General features: G+C 51.0%; 9 protein-coding genes. 6 read left to right on the top strand and 3 right to left on the bottom strand.

The window, feature by feature from the left end; genetic code table 11:
- The first annotated feature begins 604 nt into the window (after positions 1–604).
- Positions 605–3,274, top strand: a complete 2,670-nt coding sequence (rcsD, locus tag C2U43_RS17640; RefSeq protein WP_060683514.1) for a phosphotransferase RcsD — start codon at positions 605–607, stop codon at positions 3,272–3,274.
- A gap of 16 nt (positions 3,275–3,290) precedes the next feature.
- Positions 3,291–3,941, top strand: a complete 651-nt coding sequence (gene rcsB / locus C2U43_RS17645) for a response regulator transcription factor RcsB (protein ID WP_003027592.1) — start codon at positions 3,291–3,293, stop codon at positions 3,939–3,941.
- Positions 3,942–4,059: 118 nt separating this feature from the next.
- Here the strand turns inward: rcsB and rcsC are convergent, their stop codons facing one another.
- Positions 4,060–6,906, bottom strand: coding sequence for a two-component system sensor histidine kinase RcsC (gene rcsC / locus C2U43_RS17650; protein WP_008785313.1), 2,847 nt, complete (start codon positions 6,904–6,906; stop codon positions 4,060–4,062).
- Between the two features lie 121 nt (positions 6,907–7,027).
- Positions 7,028–9,667, bottom strand: coding sequence for a DNA topoisomerase (ATP-hydrolyzing) subunit A (gene gyrA, locus C2U43_RS17655; RefSeq protein WP_057066395.1), 2,640 nt, complete (start codon positions 9,665–9,667; stop codon positions 7,028–7,030).
- Between the two features lie 158 nt (positions 9,668–9,825).
- Here gyrA and ubiG point away from each other — a divergent pair, with 158 nt between their 5' ends.
- From ubiG to yfaE, 4 genes are all read left to right on the top strand, one after another.
- Positions 9,826–10,554, top strand: coding sequence for a bifunctional 2-polyprenyl-6-hydroxyphenol methylase/3-demethylubiquinol 3-O-methyltransferase UbiG (gene ubiG / locus C2U43_RS17660; RefSeq protein WP_008785314.1), 729 nt, complete (start codon positions 9,826–9,828; stop codon positions 10,552–10,554).
- Positions 10,555–10,973: 419 nt separating this feature from the next.
- Positions 10,974–13,259 (top strand): class 1a ribonucleoside-diphosphate reductase subunit alpha, encoded by a 2,286-nt coding sequence (nrdA, locus tag C2U43_RS17665; protein WP_048215880.1) that lies wholly within the window; start codon positions 10,974–10,976, stop codon positions 13,257–13,259.
- A gap of 110 nt (positions 13,260–13,369) precedes the next feature.
- Complete coding sequence (nrdB, locus tag C2U43_RS17670) at positions 13,370–14,500, top strand: class Ia ribonucleoside-diphosphate reductase subunit beta (protein ID WP_003834668.1); 1,131 nt, start codon at positions 13,370–13,372, stop codon at positions 14,498–14,500.
- Positions 14,500–14,754 carry a ferredoxin-like diferric-tyrosyl radical cofactor maintenance protein YfaE gene (gene yfaE, locus C2U43_RS17675; protein WP_003027609.1) on the top strand — a complete coding sequence of 85 codons (255 nt, stop codon included), beginning with the start codon at positions 14,500–14,502 and terminating at the stop codon, positions 14,752–14,754. The genes nrdB and yfaE overlap by 1 nt, the downstream gene beginning before the upstream one ends.
- A 3-nt stretch (positions 14,755–14,757) precedes the next feature.
- Here yfaE and C2U43_RS17680 read toward each other — a convergent pair whose 3' ends face one another.
- On the bottom strand, positions 14,758–15,948 hold the full coding sequence (locus C2U43_RS17680) for an MFS transporter (RefSeq protein ID WP_048234859.1): 1,191 nt from the start codon (positions 15,946–15,948) through the stop codon (positions 14,758–14,760).
- Positions 15,949–16,051 lie beyond the last annotated feature (103 nt).

The following is a 16,051-nucleotide window of genomic DNA, read 5'->3' on the forward strand; positions in this document are numbered from 1 at the left end:
TTTTAAGGTGTTTCATTTATCGGCATAGATGTTTCTAAATGTTAATGCAAGGGAACTTTTTTAAAATCAAAAACAGTCGAAATAAGCACAAATAATCAAGAATCATTTCAATTCTCTTTAAAATCAATGCATTGTACAAAAATATCTTATAGCACTGAATGACAAAACAAAATCTTCACTCGCAACTAAAATAGACCCGCTATCATCATTAACTTTATTTATTACCGTCATTCATTTATGAATGTCTGTTTACCCCTATTTCAGCCAAATGCTCAGCGTTCGGTTTTTTTTTACCCTTCTTTACACAAAGCTTACCTTTCTGTGCTACCGATGAAAAACTATAACAACTATTAACTATCTCGGGCGTCACGATCAGATATAAGTTTGATAAATAATTTCTTGTTATTTAATGCTAAATGTATACATTCCGTACGAATATTTGTACCCGCCTTTATCCACTGTACACCTTTGCACCGCCTTGACTGCAACAAAATCAGGCGCAAAGAATGCAGGCCAGGCGGCGCGGTGTAAGTGTGGTAATTCATACATTACCCTTTATACTGCCCTTTCATCTTTCGCGTCGTTTAACAGGTCATAAACACGAATGAGTCAGTCTGACACAACGGTTTCCACCCGATTCTCCCTGTTACCAGGAAGTATTACCCGTTTCTTCTTATTACTGATCGTTGTGCTGTTGGTGATGATGGGTGTTATGGTCCAGAGCGCCGTCAACACCTGGCTAAAGGATAAGAGTTATCAGATTGTCGATATTACCCATGCCATTCATAAAAGGGTCGATACCTGGCGATACGTGACCTGGCAAATCTATGACAATATTGCCGCTACAACCAGTTCACCAGGCGCAGATGGGCTACAGGAAACGCGTCTGAAACAAGATATCTATTATCTTGAGAAACCCCGCAGAAAGACTGAAGCGCTGATTTTCGGCTCGCATGACAGTTCTACACTGGAAATGACCCAGCGCATTTCAACGTATCTGGATACGCTGTGGGGCGCGGAGAATGTCCCGTGGTCAATGTATTACCTGAATGGTCAGGATAACAGCCTGATCCTCATCTCGACGTTACCACTGAAAGATCTTACCTCCGGTTTTAAAGAATCGACGATTGGGAATATTGTCGATTCCCGACGCGCTGAAATGCTGCAACAGGCTAATGCGCTGGATGAGCGTGAAAGCTTCTCTTCTTTGCGCCGCCAGGTCTGGCAGAACGGACATTACTTCACGCTACGCACGACCTTTAATCAGCCAGGGCATTTGGCCACCGTTGTCGCCTTTGACCTCCCCATTAATGACCTGATCCCTCCCGGGATGCCGTTGGACGGTTTCCATCTGGAACCTGATGCCACCTCAACAACCGAGCATGTTACTGAAAAAGAGTCACCAGACAGCGTCAGTATCAGCTTCAACAATGGCAAGATTGAAATCTCTTCAGCGCTGAATTCAACGGATATGCGACTGGTATGGCAAGTTCCATTTGGCTCCTTGCTGCTGGATACGCTGCAAAACATTCTGCTGCCGCTGTTATTGAACATCGCATTGCTGGCCCTGGCGCTGTTTGGTTATACCACCTTTCGCCACCTCCCTGCCCGTTCGACTGAAGTGGCGCCAAACCTTGCGGCAAATAATGAGCTGCGTGTTCTGCGCGCAATCAATGAAGAGATTGTTTCCCTTCTGCCGCTGGGATTACTGGTACACGATCAGGAAGCAAACCGCACGGTAATCAGCAATAAAATTGCCGACCACCTGCTGCCGCATTTAAATCTGCAAAACATCACCAATATGGCAGAGCAGCATCAGGGAGTGATTCAGGCCACCATCAATAATGAACTGTATGAAATCAGACTGTTTCGCAGCCAGATCTCCCCGAGAACGCAGATCTTTATCATTCGTGACCAGGACCGCGAGGTGCTGGTCAATAAGAAACTGAAACAAGCACAGCGGCTGTATGAGAAAAACCAGCAGGCCCGCGCGGCCTTTATGCAGAATATTGGCAGCGCGCTGAAAGACCCCGCGAAAACGCTCGCTGCTAATGCCGCCGCGCTCAATACTCCAGACAGCCAGAAACTGGCCAATCAGGCCGACGTTCTGGTGCGCATGGTGGACGAAATCCAGCTAGCCAACCTGCTGGAGAACGATGCCTGGAAAGGTGAATCTACACTGTTTTCCGTGCAGGCATTAATTGACGACGTGGTTCCGGAGGTTCTGCCGGCCATTAAGCGTAAAGGGCTGCAGCTACTGATTAAAAATCACCTAAGCGCCCATGATGAACGCCGTGGCGATCGCGATGCCTTGCGCCGTATTTTGCTGCTGTTGATCCAATATGCGGTAACCACCACGCAGATTGGTAAAATCACGCTGGAAGTCGACCAGGATGAGTCAGAGGCCGAACGCCTGACCTTCCGCATTCTGGATACCGGGGAAGGCGTCACATTAAATGAAGTTGATAATCTCCATTTCCCATTCATTAATGACACGCAGGGCGATCGATACGGCAAGGCCAACCCGCTGACGTTCTGGTTGTGCGATCAGTTAGCCCGTAAGCTTGGCGGACACCTGAATATCAAAGCGCGGGAAGAACTTGGAACACGTTACATCGTCCATGTTAAAATGCCCCTGCACGATCAACATGCTGATAGTGAAGAGCGCCTGTTGGATGACGTCTGCGTAATGGTTGATGTCACCTCAAATGACGTACGGAGCATTGTATTACGTCAGCTGGAAAACTGGGGGGCAACCTGCATCACGCCTGATGAACGGTTGAATAGTCAAGAATATGATCTCTTTTTAACGGATAATCCGTCTAATCTTACTGCCTCGGGCTTGCTTTTAAGCGATGATGAGTCTGGCGTACGGAAAATTGGCCCCGGTCAGCTGCGCGTCAACTTTAATATGAGCAATGCTATGCAGGAAGCTGTCCTTGAGCTGATTGAAGAGCAGCTGGCACAAGAAGAGTTCCAGGAACTCCCCCTCGGCGGAGATGAAAACGCCGAACTTCATGCCAGTGGTTACTACGCACTCTTTGTAGACACAGTACCGGATGATGTTAAGAGGTTGTATACTGAGGCGGCTATCAGCGATTTCGCTGCATTAGCCCAAACGGCCCATCGCCTGAAAGGCGTGTTTGCCATGCTTAATCTGGTACCCGGCAAGCAGTTATGTGAAGCGCTGGAACATCTTATTCAAGAGAAAGATGCTCCAGGTATAGAAAAATACATCAGCGACATTGACGTTTACGTCAAGAGCTTGCTGTAGCAAGGTAGCCCAATACATGAACACTATGAACGTAATTATTGCCGATGACCACCCGATTGTACTGTTCGGTATTCGTAAATCACTTGAGCAAATCGAGTGGGTAAATGTTGTCGGCGAATTTGAAGACTCCACTGCACTGATCAACAATTTGCCTAAGTTGGATGCGCATGTGTTGATTACCGACCTCTCCATGCCGGGAGATAAATACGGTGATGGGATCACGTTAATTAAATATATCAAGCGTCATTTCCCAAGCCTGTCGATTATCGTTCTGACCATGAACAACAATCCGGCTATCCTGAGCGCGGTACTGGATCTCGATATCGAAGGGATCGTACTGAAGCAAGGCGCGCCAACCGACCTGCCAAAAGCGCTGGCCGCGCTGCAGAAAGGTAAGAAATTTACCCCGGAAAGCGTGTCTCGTCTGCTGGAGAAAATCAGCGCCAGCGGCTATGGCGACAAACGTCTGTCACCGAAAGAGAGTGAAGTTCTGCGCTTGTTTGCCGAAGGTTTCCTGGTTACTGAGATCGCCAAAAAGCTCAACCGCAGCATTAAAACCATCAGCAGCCAGAAAAAATCGGCAATGATGAAGCTCGGTGTGGAAAACGATATCGCACTGTTGAATTACCTCTCCTCCGTGACGCTGAGTCCGTCAGACAAAGAGTAATTCTTTATCACGTCAAAATGCCTGATGGCGCTGCGTTTATCAGGCCTACGAACACACAGCATCGTGCACGTTTCGTAGGCCGGATAAGACTAACGCCGCCATCCGGCTCTTTTATTCCCTATCCCCGCGTTTTTCTCACTCTTTCCGCATAGACCGCCAGCGTTTGCTTCAATACGTCTAAGGTCACCGGCTTGGACAGACAGCTATCCATACCTGATTCCAGACAACGCTGCTTCTCTTCGGCAAGCGCGTTTGCCGTTACCCCCACAACAGGCAGCGTTAACCCTAGCTGGCGGATACGCTGCGTCAGGCGATAACCATCCATATTTGGCATGTTGACGTCACTCAGCACGATATCGATATGGTTTTTGCTGAGTACGTTGAGCGCATCCACACCGTCATTCGCCGTTTTACACTGATATCCCAACGATCCCAGCTGATCGGCCAGTAAGCGCCGGTTGATAGGGTGATCGTCAACAACCAGGATCATCATGTCATCGTTCGTCGCACCGGCTTTATCCGGGGCTGGCAGCGCCGTGGAGAGATCTTCACTCCCCAGCTCTACGCTATAGATATGCGCCAACAGCGCAGGCAGTTCGTGCGGTGACGCCACGCTGTGTACCCATTCTCCAGGCTCTCTTTCCAGCGGAATGCCAATATGGCGGCGGCAGAAAATTACCGCTGCCCGTCCCTGCCAGGCCTGTTCCAGCACATCGTCGGCCACCAGCAGGTCATCCGCATCGGGCTGTTGTCCCTCATATCGCAGCACCGTCATCCCGTTACGCGTCAGGCTGGATTCGAGAAATTGGTACAGTGACGCATTGCGTACTGCCAGCCAGCAACGCGTGCCAGCCAATCCTTCTACACCCTTTTTCAACGGATACTGTGCGCCATAAAGCGGAATACGCAGCGTAAACTGACTCCCCATTCCCGGCTCGGAATCGACGGAAATATCCCCATCCATCATGCTGATCAGTTTTTCACAAATCGCCAAACCGAGTCCCGTTCCCTGGAAATTACGCTGTACGCCAGTCCCCACCTGGAAGAAAGGATCGAACAACCGAACCACCTCTTTGGCAGGGATCCCTACACCGGTATCACGCACTCGAATGCTCAGGTAGTCGCCGCTGCACTGCACGTGCAGCACAATACAACCGGTATCGGTAAACTTGATTGCGTTACTCAGCAGATTAGAAATCACCTGTTGTAAACGCATCGGATCGCCATTCAGCGCCACGGGCACATCCGGGTCGATAAAGCAGTACAACCCCAACTGCTTGCGGACCACCAGCGGCAAATAGTTAGCCGTAATATGGTTCATGACTTCACGCGGTGAAAACTCTCGCGGCTCAATCTTCAGCTGTTCAGATTCAATTTTTGAGAAGTCGAGAATATCGCTGATAATTTTCAGCAGCAGGCTGGAAGAGTTATTCATCGCCGTTACCAGACGATCCACCCCACTCGGTAACTCTTTGGTTTGCAACAAATCAAGGTTACCGATAATGCCATATAGCGGTGTACGTAGCTCATGGCTCACCGTAGCAAGGAACATCGATTTGGACTGGCTGGCCTGTTCCGCCGCCTGCGCCATCTCCTGCAACGACTCTTCCATTTTAACGCGCGCACTGACATCAACCAGGACACAAATTGCCACATTTTCATTGCGATAGCGCGAGTGCACAAAGCTGATTTGCAGATTGGTATTGTTGCTGGTTAGCACATCAACAAAATTGACCTGTTGGCCGCAAATAATTTGCGTTAACCGCTGACGGTCTTCATGCGTCAGCATATTCAGATAGGTGTGCGCCAGTTCGTTACTCAGGATGTTAATCCCATCCATCGTGCGCAGAATACAAATACCCACCGGCGCAGAAGCTACGATTTTACGGTTAAACTGCTCATGTTCTTCCAGCCGCTGAGCATCGCTTTCCGCTGGAATAAAAATGCGCCGTTCATACATGCGCGTGAGCATAAACAATGCCGCGCCAACCAGCACGTTCAACAAGATAGCGTTCAGGATCATCATGCGGATCCGCTCCAGCACCAGATCGACCGGAACGGAATAGACGATGCTCAGGGAGGACGGAGGCAGATTCTTCTTCAATACCAGCTCGCGGAAACCCGGCGTGTAACCAAACCAGGAACGTTCCTGCATCCAGTGGGGCTCAGCCTTAATATTCCCTTCAGGGCCAGTGAGCGAAATCAGCGCATGCCCATTTTCGTCGAGGATGGTCACGCCCATCGGTAAACTGCCCGGCGTGAAGAAATTCTCCATACGAATAGGCTGCTCTACGCCCAACAGCGCCTGGAGGCGATTGGCGAGGTAAACCGGCGTCAGCGCATAGAAATACCCTACTCCCGGACGCGGCCCCTGGCTGATCCAGAACAGGTTGTTGCCATTTTCGTCTTGCGTAGCATTGCGATACTTAATAATGCGCTCATGCAGCGCCTTCAGGGCCTCGTCACGTTCGACAGGCATGTCACGCAAGCCGAAATTGGCCATACAGAGGTTGTCGCTGCCAATCAGGAACACTCGATTTAAATCATAGGCGGCGGAAAAGTTGTCGCGCCAGTAGCGCATAAACCATGCCAGTGATTCCAGAGAACCTCGCCAGGCGTTGCCCATGACAGAACAGTCGGAGTCGGCAAACAGCGGCTCAAAATTTGGCACGACGGTTTTATCATCTCGCGCCCGCAGCGACATCACGCCGTTTTCTGCCGTTAAGCGATTCTCGGCAATATATTTCAGTTCTTTAATGACATCAGATGTGCGCTGAATGTAGCGCTGGGCCTGATCGGAGCTGAGATTAAGCTCCTGATGGATCTCAGACTCTCGCTGATGCAGCGCATTCACAATGTAGAACACGGAGGCGAACGCAATCAGACACCAGATAACGAGCGCCAACGCTCTGAACAGGTAGCGTGAAACTTTTAGGGTTGAATGAACGGAAGCAAGGTATTTCAAAGGGGCGAAGCTCCGCCTCAGGGCATTAATAGAGTGTGGTTAAGGTAGCGGTAAATGTCTTTTGTCGCAATGCCATTAAAAAAAGGGCCGGATTTCTCCGGCCCTTTTTATAGCGTCTTAATTACTCGTCAGCGTCATCCGCTGCTGCATCATCATCGCTTTCCGCTTCAGGTGCGATATCCTCGTCACCTTCAGCTGCACTTCCGTCGATGGAATCGAGCTCTTCATCATCAACCGGTTCAGCAACGCGTTGCAGACCCACGACGTTTTCGTCTTCCGCAGTACGGATAAGGATAACGCCCTGGGTATTACGCCCTACCACGCTGATTTCCGACACGCGAGTACGTACCAGCGTACCAGCGTCGGTGATCATCATGATCTGGTCGGTATCTTCAACCTGCACTGCGCCAACAACGGAACCGTTGCGCTCGGTAACCTTGATGGAGATAACGCCCTGGGTCGCACGAGACTTGGTCGGATACTCTTCCGCCGCCGTACGTTTACCGTAACCGTTCTGAGTAACGGTCAGGATCGCACCTTCACCGCGCGGAACGATCAGCGATACCACGCTATCTTTTTCCGCCAGCTTGATACCGCGTACACCGGTCGCGGTACGACCCATTGCACGGACAGCATCTTCTTTAAAGCGTACCACTTTACCTGCCGCAGAGAACAACATGACTTCGTCACTGCCGGATGTCAGATCTACACCAATCAGTTCGTCGCCTTCGTTCAGGTTAACCGCAATAATACCGGCAGAACGCGGACGGCTGAACTCAGTCAGCGCCGTTTTCTTCACGGTACCGCTGGCGGTTGCCATGAAGACGTTCACGCCCTCTTCGTACTCACGTACTGGCAGAATTGCGGTAATACGTTCGTTAGCTTCCAGCGGCAGCAGGTTGACGATTGGACGTCCACGTGCGCCACGGCTTGCTTCCGGCAACTGATAGACCTTCATCCAGTACAAACGACCACGGCTGGAGAAGCAGAGGATCGTGTCATGGGTGTTGGCCACCAGCAGGCGGTCAATAAAGTCTTCTTCTTTAATGCGTGCTGCTGATTTACCTTTACCGCCACGACGCTGCGCTTCGTAATCGGTTAACGGCTGATATTTCACGTAACCCTGATGAGACAAGGTTACGACAACATCTTCCTGGCTAATCAGATCTTCGATGTTGATGTCAGCGCTGTTCGCGGTGATTTCAGTACGACGAGCGTCACCGAACTGTTCACGAATCAGCTCCATCTCTTCACGGATAACTTCCATCAGACGATCGGCGCTGCCCAGAATGTGCAGCAGTTCAGCGATCTGTTCCAGCAGCTCTTTGTATTCGTCGAGCAGTTTTTCGTGCTCAAGGCCGGTCAGTTTCTGCAAACGCAGATCCAGAATAGCCTGGGCCTGCTGTTCAGTCAGATAGTACTGACCGTCACGCACGCCAAATTCCGGCTCCAGCCATTCAGGACGCGCGGCGTCATCACCGGCACGTTCCAGCATGGCGGAAACGTTGCCCAGTTCCCACGAACGCGCAACCAGCGCAGCTTTCGCTTCAGCCGGGGTCGGCGCGCGGCGGATCAGTTCAATGATCGGATCGATGTTCGCCAACGCAATCGCCAGCGCTTCAAGGATGTGCGCACGGTCGCGGGCTTTACGCAGTTCAAAGATAGTACGACGGGTTACGACTTCACGGCGGTGACGTACGAACGCGGCAATAATATCTTTCAGGTTCATGATCTTCGGCTGGCCATGGTGCAATGCAACCATGTTGATACCGAAGGAAACCTGCAGTTGGGTCTGGGAATAGAGGTTGTTCAGAACCACTTCCCCGACCGCATCACGTTTCACTTCAATCACGATGCGCATACCGTCTTTGTCAGACTCGTCACGCAGCGCGCTGATGCCTTCAACGCGTTTGTCTTTTACCAGCTCGGCGATTTTCTCAATCAGGCGCGCTTTGTTTACCTGATACGGAATTTCGTGAACGATGATGGTTTCACGACCCGTTTTGGCATCCGCTTCGACTTCCGCGCGTGCGCGAATGTACACTTTGCCACGACCGGTACGGTAGGCTTCTTCGATACCACGACGACCGTTGATGATCGCGGCAGTCGGGAAGTCCGGACCCGGAATATGTTCCATCAGCCCTTCAATGCTGATGTCTTCATCGTCAATATATGCCAGACAGCCGTTGATCACTTCGGTCAGGTTGTGCGGCGGAATGTTGGTCGCCATACCTACCGCGATACCGGACGAACCGTTCACCAGCAGGTTAGGAATTTTGGTCGGCATGACGTCAGGAATTTGTTCGGTGCCGTCATAGTTGTCGACGAAATCAACCGTTTCTTTTTCCAGGTCAGCCATCAGCTCATGGGCGATTTTCGACATACGGATTTCCGTATAACGCATCGCCGCTGCGGAGTCGCCATCGACAGAACCAAAGTTACCCTGACCATCTACCAGCATGTAGCGCAAGGAGAATGGCTGCGCCATACGAACAATGGTGTCGTAAACGGCGATATCACCATGAGGGTGGTATTTACCGATTACGTCACCAACGACACGGGCAGATTTTTTATAGGCTTTATTCCAGTCGTTGCCCAATACGTTCATGGCGTAAAGTACGCGACGGTGAACCGGTTTCAGGCCATCTCGGACGTCCGGCAGCGCACGGCCAACAATGACCGACATCGCATAATCCAGATAGGAGCTCTTCAGCTCTTCCTCAATGTTGACCGGTGTAATTTCTCTCGCAAGGTCGCTCATCTAACCGCTATCCCTCTACTGTATCCCGGATTCAAAGGTCGCAAATTATAACACATCCGTGCAGATTCAGGTAAATGGATTCCCCCTGACAGAGGCTTTATTCATCCCGTCAGGCTGATATACTCATTTGCATCGCAAATTTAGGAGTAGAAGCCCCAATGAATGCCGAAAAACCTCCGGTAGCTCACAACGTTGACCATGAAGAAATTGCCAAGTTTGAAGCAGTCGCGTCACGCTGGTGGGATCTTGAGGGTGAATTTAAGCCGCTGCACCGCATTAACCCACTGCGTCTGGGCTATATTACTGAGCGCTCAGGCGGCCTGTTTGGTAAAAAGGTACTCGACGTCGGATGCGGCGGCGGTATTCTGGCGGAGAGTATGGCGCGCGAAGGTGCCACCGTCACTGGACTGGACATGGGTTTTGAACCGCTGCAGGTAGCAAAACTGCATGCACTGGAAAGCGGTATCCAGGTAGAGTACGTACAAGAAACCGTCGAAGAGCATGCGGAAAAGCATGCACATCAGTATGACGTTGTCACCTGCATGGAAATGCTGGAGCACGTGCCAGACCCACAGTCAGTGGTCAGAGCTTGCGCAAGGCTGGTCAAACCGGGTGGCGAAGTATTTTTCTCCACGCTTAACCGCAACGGCAAATCCTGGCTGATGGCGGTGGTCGGAGCGGAATATATTCTGCGCATGGTGCCGAAAGGCACGCACGATGTGAAAAAGTTTATTAAGCCTGCTGAATTATTAGAGTGGGTAGACCAGACCGTGCTGAAAGAGCGTCATATGACCGGCCTGCATTACAACCCCATCACCAACACCTTCAAACTTGGCCCGGGCGTTGATGTGAACTATATGGTACATACTACCGCCAAGGTTGATTAACCGCTCCTGTAGGCCGGATAAAGCGTGCAACGCCGCTATCCGGCATGCTTACTGGAACCATGCCTGATGACGTTTCGCTTATCAGGCCTACAAATCCTGTGCCAGATCATAAGAACTTTCCTTGCCTTAGATGAAGAAATCAGCACTCGATCAAATTTTCTATTTTTTTTCTCAATTATTGACATCCCCGCCAGGCCTTATAAGACGCGCACTTAGCGATTATCACCCTTTTGCAACCTCAATTTAACCTCAAAATCAACTCTTGTGCTGAAAAGAATCCCTACTAGAATACTCACCATATAGCGTCTATTTTATCAAACAACCCCTACATATAGTATTTATCCACAGACTTAGTCACAACATGACTCTGTGGATAATATGGGGGATATTTTTTCTTTCACGGACAGGTAAAAAACCACATGAATCAGAGTCTGCTGGTGACAAAGCGTGATGGTAGTACAGAGCGCATCAATCTCGACAAAATCCACCGAGTTCTGGATTGGGCGGCAGAAGGACTGAATAACGTATCGATTTCTCAGGTCGAGCTGCGCTCCCACATTCAGTTTTATGACGGAATCAAGACCTCCGACATCCATGAAACAATCATCAAAGCAGCCGCCGACCTGATCTCCCGCGAAGCGCCGGATTATCAATATCTGGCTGCCCGTCTGGCGATTTTCCATCTGCGTAAAAAAGCGTACGGTGAGTTTGAACCGCCAAAGCTGTTCGACCATGTCGTGAAAATGGTTGAAATGGGCAAATACGACAATCATCTGCTGGAAGACTACACGGAAGAAGAGTTCAAGCAGATGGACTCGTTCATCGTACACGACCGTGATATGACCTTCTCCTACGCTGCGGTGAAGCAGTTGGAAGGTAAATATCTGGTGCAAAACCGTGTTACCGGTGAGATCTATGAAAGCGCACAGTTCCTCTACATTCTGGTAGCGGCTTGCCTGTTCTCTAACTATCCGCGTGAAACACGTCTGCAATATGTAAAACGTTTCTACGACGCCGTTTCTACGTTCAAAATCTCGCTGCCGACGCCAATTATGTCCGGCGTGCGTACCCCAACGCGTCAGTTCAGCTCCTGCGTACTAATCGAGTGCGGCGACAGCCTGGACTCCATCAACGCAACCTCCAGCGCAATTGTGAAATATGTTTCTCAGCGTGCCGGTATCGGCATTAACGCTGGTCGCATCCGTGCGCTGGGTAGCCCGATTCGCGGCGGTGAAGCGTTCCACACCGGCTGTATTCCGTTCTACAAGCATTTCCAGACTGCAGTGAAATCCTGCTCTCAGGGTGGCGTACGCGGTGGTGCAGCCACGCTGTTCTACCCAATGTGGCACCTGGAAGTTGAAAGCCTGCTGGTCCTGAAAAACAACCGTGGCGTAGAAGGCAACCGCGTACGTCACATGGACTACGGCGTGCAGATCAACAAACTGATGTACACCCGTCTGCTGAAAGGCGGCGACATCACCCTGTTCAGCCCGTCCGACGTCCCGGGTCTGTATGACGCGTTCTTCGCCGATCAGGATGAGTTCGAGCGTCTGTACACCCAATATGAAAACGACGACAGCATCCGCAAACAGCGCGTGAAAGCAGTTGAGCTGTTCTCACTGATGATGCAGGAACGTGCCTCGACCGGTCGTATCTACATTCAGAACGTTGACCACTGCAACACCCACAGCCCGTTTGATCCGGTTGTCGCGCCGGTACGCCAGTCCAACCTGTGCCTGGAAATCGCCCTGCCGACCAAACCGCTGACCGACGTTAACGATGAAAACGGCGAAATTGCGCTGTGTACGCTGTCCGCATTTAACCTGGGCGCTATCGAAAGTCTGGACGAACTGGAAGAGCTGGCCGTACTGGCGGTACGTGCGTTGGATGCGCTGCTCGATTACCAGGATTATCCGATTCCGGCCGCCAAACGCGGTGCGATGGGTCGTCGTACGCTGGGCATTGGCGTGATCAACTACGCTTACTGGCTGGCGAAAAATGGAAAACGCTACTCTGACGGCAGCGCCAATAACCTGACTCACAAAACCTTTGAAGCGATTCAGTATTACCTGCTGAAGGCTTCTAACGAGCTGGCAAAAGAGCAAGGCGCATGCCCGTGGTTTAACGAAACTACCTATGCGAAAGGCATTCTGCCGATTGATACCTATAAAAAAGATCTTGATGCTATCGTCAGCGAGTCCCTGCATTACGACTGGGAAAGCCTGCGCGAATCAATTAAAACTCACGGTCTGCGTAACTCCACGCTGTCAGCCCTGATGCCGTCCGAGACCTCTTCGCAGATCTCCAACGCCACCAACGGCATTGAACCGCCACGCGGTTACGTGAGCATCAAAGCATCGAAAGATGGAATTCTGCGTCAGGTCGTGCCGGACTACGAACACCTGCACGACGCATACGAACTGCTGTGGGAAATGCCAAACAACGACGGCTATCTGCAGCTGGTAGGCATCATGCAGAAATTTATCGATCAGTCGATTTCCGCCAACACCAACTACGATCCGTCGCGCTTCCCGTCCGGAAAAGTACCGATGCAGCAGTTGCTGAAAGACCTGCTCACCGCCTACAAATTTGGTGTCAAAACGCTGTATTATCAGAACACCCGTGACGGTGCGGAAGACTCTCAGGACGATCTGGTACCGTCCATTCAGGACGATGGCTGCGAAAGCGGCGCATGTAAGATTTAATCTTTTGCCGGGTGGCGTAGCGCTTACCCGGCCTACAAATTAATTCGCGGTATTGTAGGCCGGATAAGCAAAGCGCATCCGGCAGTACATTCCAGACAGGATTCACATCAATGGCATACACCACTTTTTCACAGACGAAAAATGATCAGCTTCTGGAACCGATGTTCTTCGGCCAGCCGGTGAACGTCGCCCGCTACGATCAGCAAAAATATGACATCTTTGAAAAACTGATCGAAAAGCAGCTCTCTTTCTTCTGGCGTCCGGAAGAAGTCGATGTTTCTCGCGATCGTATCGACTTCCAGGCATTGCCGGAACATGAAAAACATATCTTCATCAGCAACCTGAAGTATCAGACGCTGCTGGACTCCATTCAGGGACGTAGTCCTAACGTCGCGCTGCTGCCGTTAATCTCGATCCCTGAACTGGAAACCTGGGTGGAAACGTGGGCGTTTTCTGAAACGATCCACTCACGCTCTTACACCCACATCATCCGTAATATTGTTAACGATCCGGCGGTGGTGTTTGACGATATCGTCACCAACGAGCAAATCCAGAAACGCGCAGAAGGCATCTCCAGCTACTACGACGAATTGATCGAGATGACCAGCTACTGGCATTTGCTGGGCGAAGGTACGCATACCGTTAATGGTAAAACGGTTGTCGTAAACCTGCGTGAGCTGAAGAAGAAGCTGTATCTGTGCCTGATGAGCGTGAACGCGCTGGAAGCGATCCGCTTTTATGTCAGCTTCGCCTGCTCTTTCGCCTTCGCCGAACGTGAACTGATGGAAGGCAACGCGAAAATTATTCGTCTGATCGCCCGCGACGAAGCCCTGCACCTGACCGGTACTCAGCATATGCTGAACCTGCTGCGCAGCGGCGTGGACGATCCGGAGATGGCGGAAATTGCCGAAGAGTGCAAACAAGAGTGCTACGACCTGTTCGTACAGGCCGCGCTGCAGGAAAAAGAGTGGGCGGACTATCTGTTCCGTGATGGCTCAATGATTGGCCTGAACAAAGACATTCTGTGCCAGTACGTTGAGTACATCACCAACATCCGTATGCAGGCTGTTGGGCTCGATCTGCCATTCCAGACACGTTCTAACCCGATCCCTTGGATCAATACCTGGCTGGTGTCTGACAACGTCCAGGTTGCGCCGCAGGAAGTGGAAGTCAGCTCTTATCTGGTCGGCCAGATCGATGCCGAAGTCGATACTGACGATCTGAGTAACTTCCAGCTCTGATGGGCCGCGTGACTCTGCGCATCTCTGGCACGCAATTGCTGTGCCAGGATGAACACCCTTCCCTGCTTGCCGCGCTCGAGTCGCACGATGTTGAAGTCGAATATCAGTGTCGTGAAGGCTACTGCGGCTCCTGCCGTACCCGCCTGGTGGCGGGACAGGTTGACTGGATTGCAGAACCGCTGGCCTTCATTCAGCCCGGTGAAATATTGCCGTGCTGTTGCCGGGCAAAAGGCGATATTGAAATAGAGTTGTAGTGTTTAGTGAACTTCATGCGCGGAGACCAGTACCACGTCTCCGCGTTTTTTCATCTGCATGATATACAGCGCCCCGGCCAGTACCACCAGCAGCGCACCCACCAGATAAATCGCCCGATATCCCACGCCCTCGACCATCATCCCCATGATAAACGCGCCGATTGCCATTCCCGCATCCATCGCATTGAAAAACAGCGAATTGGCGATACCAATTTTATGGGGTTCCACCGAACTAATAATTTGTGTCTGAAATACGGGTGTGACCGAACCATAACCGATGCCAATTAATCCACCGGAAATAATCATCATAATGCTGCCGTTAGTATAGCCAAGCGCCACCAGCCCGACGGTGAAGGCCAGCAAACACGGATAGACCACGTATTTCGGCCCTTTTTTATCACAAACATTGCCGGTAAAGGTTCGACAGATCATCAGGCAAATGGCGTAACACAACAGGAAATTACTGGCGGCGGCCATCAGATCGAGCTCGCGCGCATACAGTGCGAGAAAAGCGGAAACGCCCGCGTAGGAAAAGGTCATGAAAAACGTCACCATCGCGAAAGGCAGTGCGGCGCGATCAAACATTGCAGCAAATCCCAGCTTCGGTTTTGAGCCGTCAGCATGACGGATAACCGGCGGTACGGCGACAATCAATGACAGGATAATACCCAGTACGGCAACCGCGCTACACAGCCAGAATGCAGTGGTAAAAGCTTCCCAGCGTGCCATGTTCAGCCCTACCCACGGCCCCACAACCATTGCCAGTCCCATGGCTAACGAGAAAAAACTGATGCCCTCCCCACGTCGGGAGGCCGGTATCAACCGCGCGGAAATCGTTCCTTTTACCGTGGTAATAACGCCAAACGTTACACCATGAAGCACCCGAATCAACAGCAGTGATTCAATTGAGTGGCAAACAGGATACAGCGCAGTGACCACCAAAAAGGCCAGAGAAGAGAGCACCAGAATTGTTTTATTCGAATATTTTCCTACCCATTGTCCCGCAAACGGGCGCACAACAATTGCGGCCCCCAAAAAGAAGGTGACTAATAATCCGGCCTTATCTGGAGTGGCATGCAGGCGATCCGAAATATAGATCGGTAACAGCGTGAGCAGGACATAAAAAACAAAAAATATAATAAAGCTGATTATCGTTATTGCCCAAAAATCTTTCGTCCACAGTTTTTCTTTCATATTCGACAACCTGTCCAGACGGCGCACGCAGGCAACGCTCAGCTCAACTGAACTACGGACAGGTGCGTCGAAGTGTGATTTTACGGTAGACCGCAAGTATAAA

It is taken from the genome of Citrobacter freundii complex sp. CFNIH9 (assembly GCF_002903305.1).
GTDB classification, from domain to species: domain Bacteria; phylum Pseudomonadota; class Gammaproteobacteria; order Enterobacterales; family Enterobacteriaceae; genus Citrobacter; species Citrobacter portucalensis.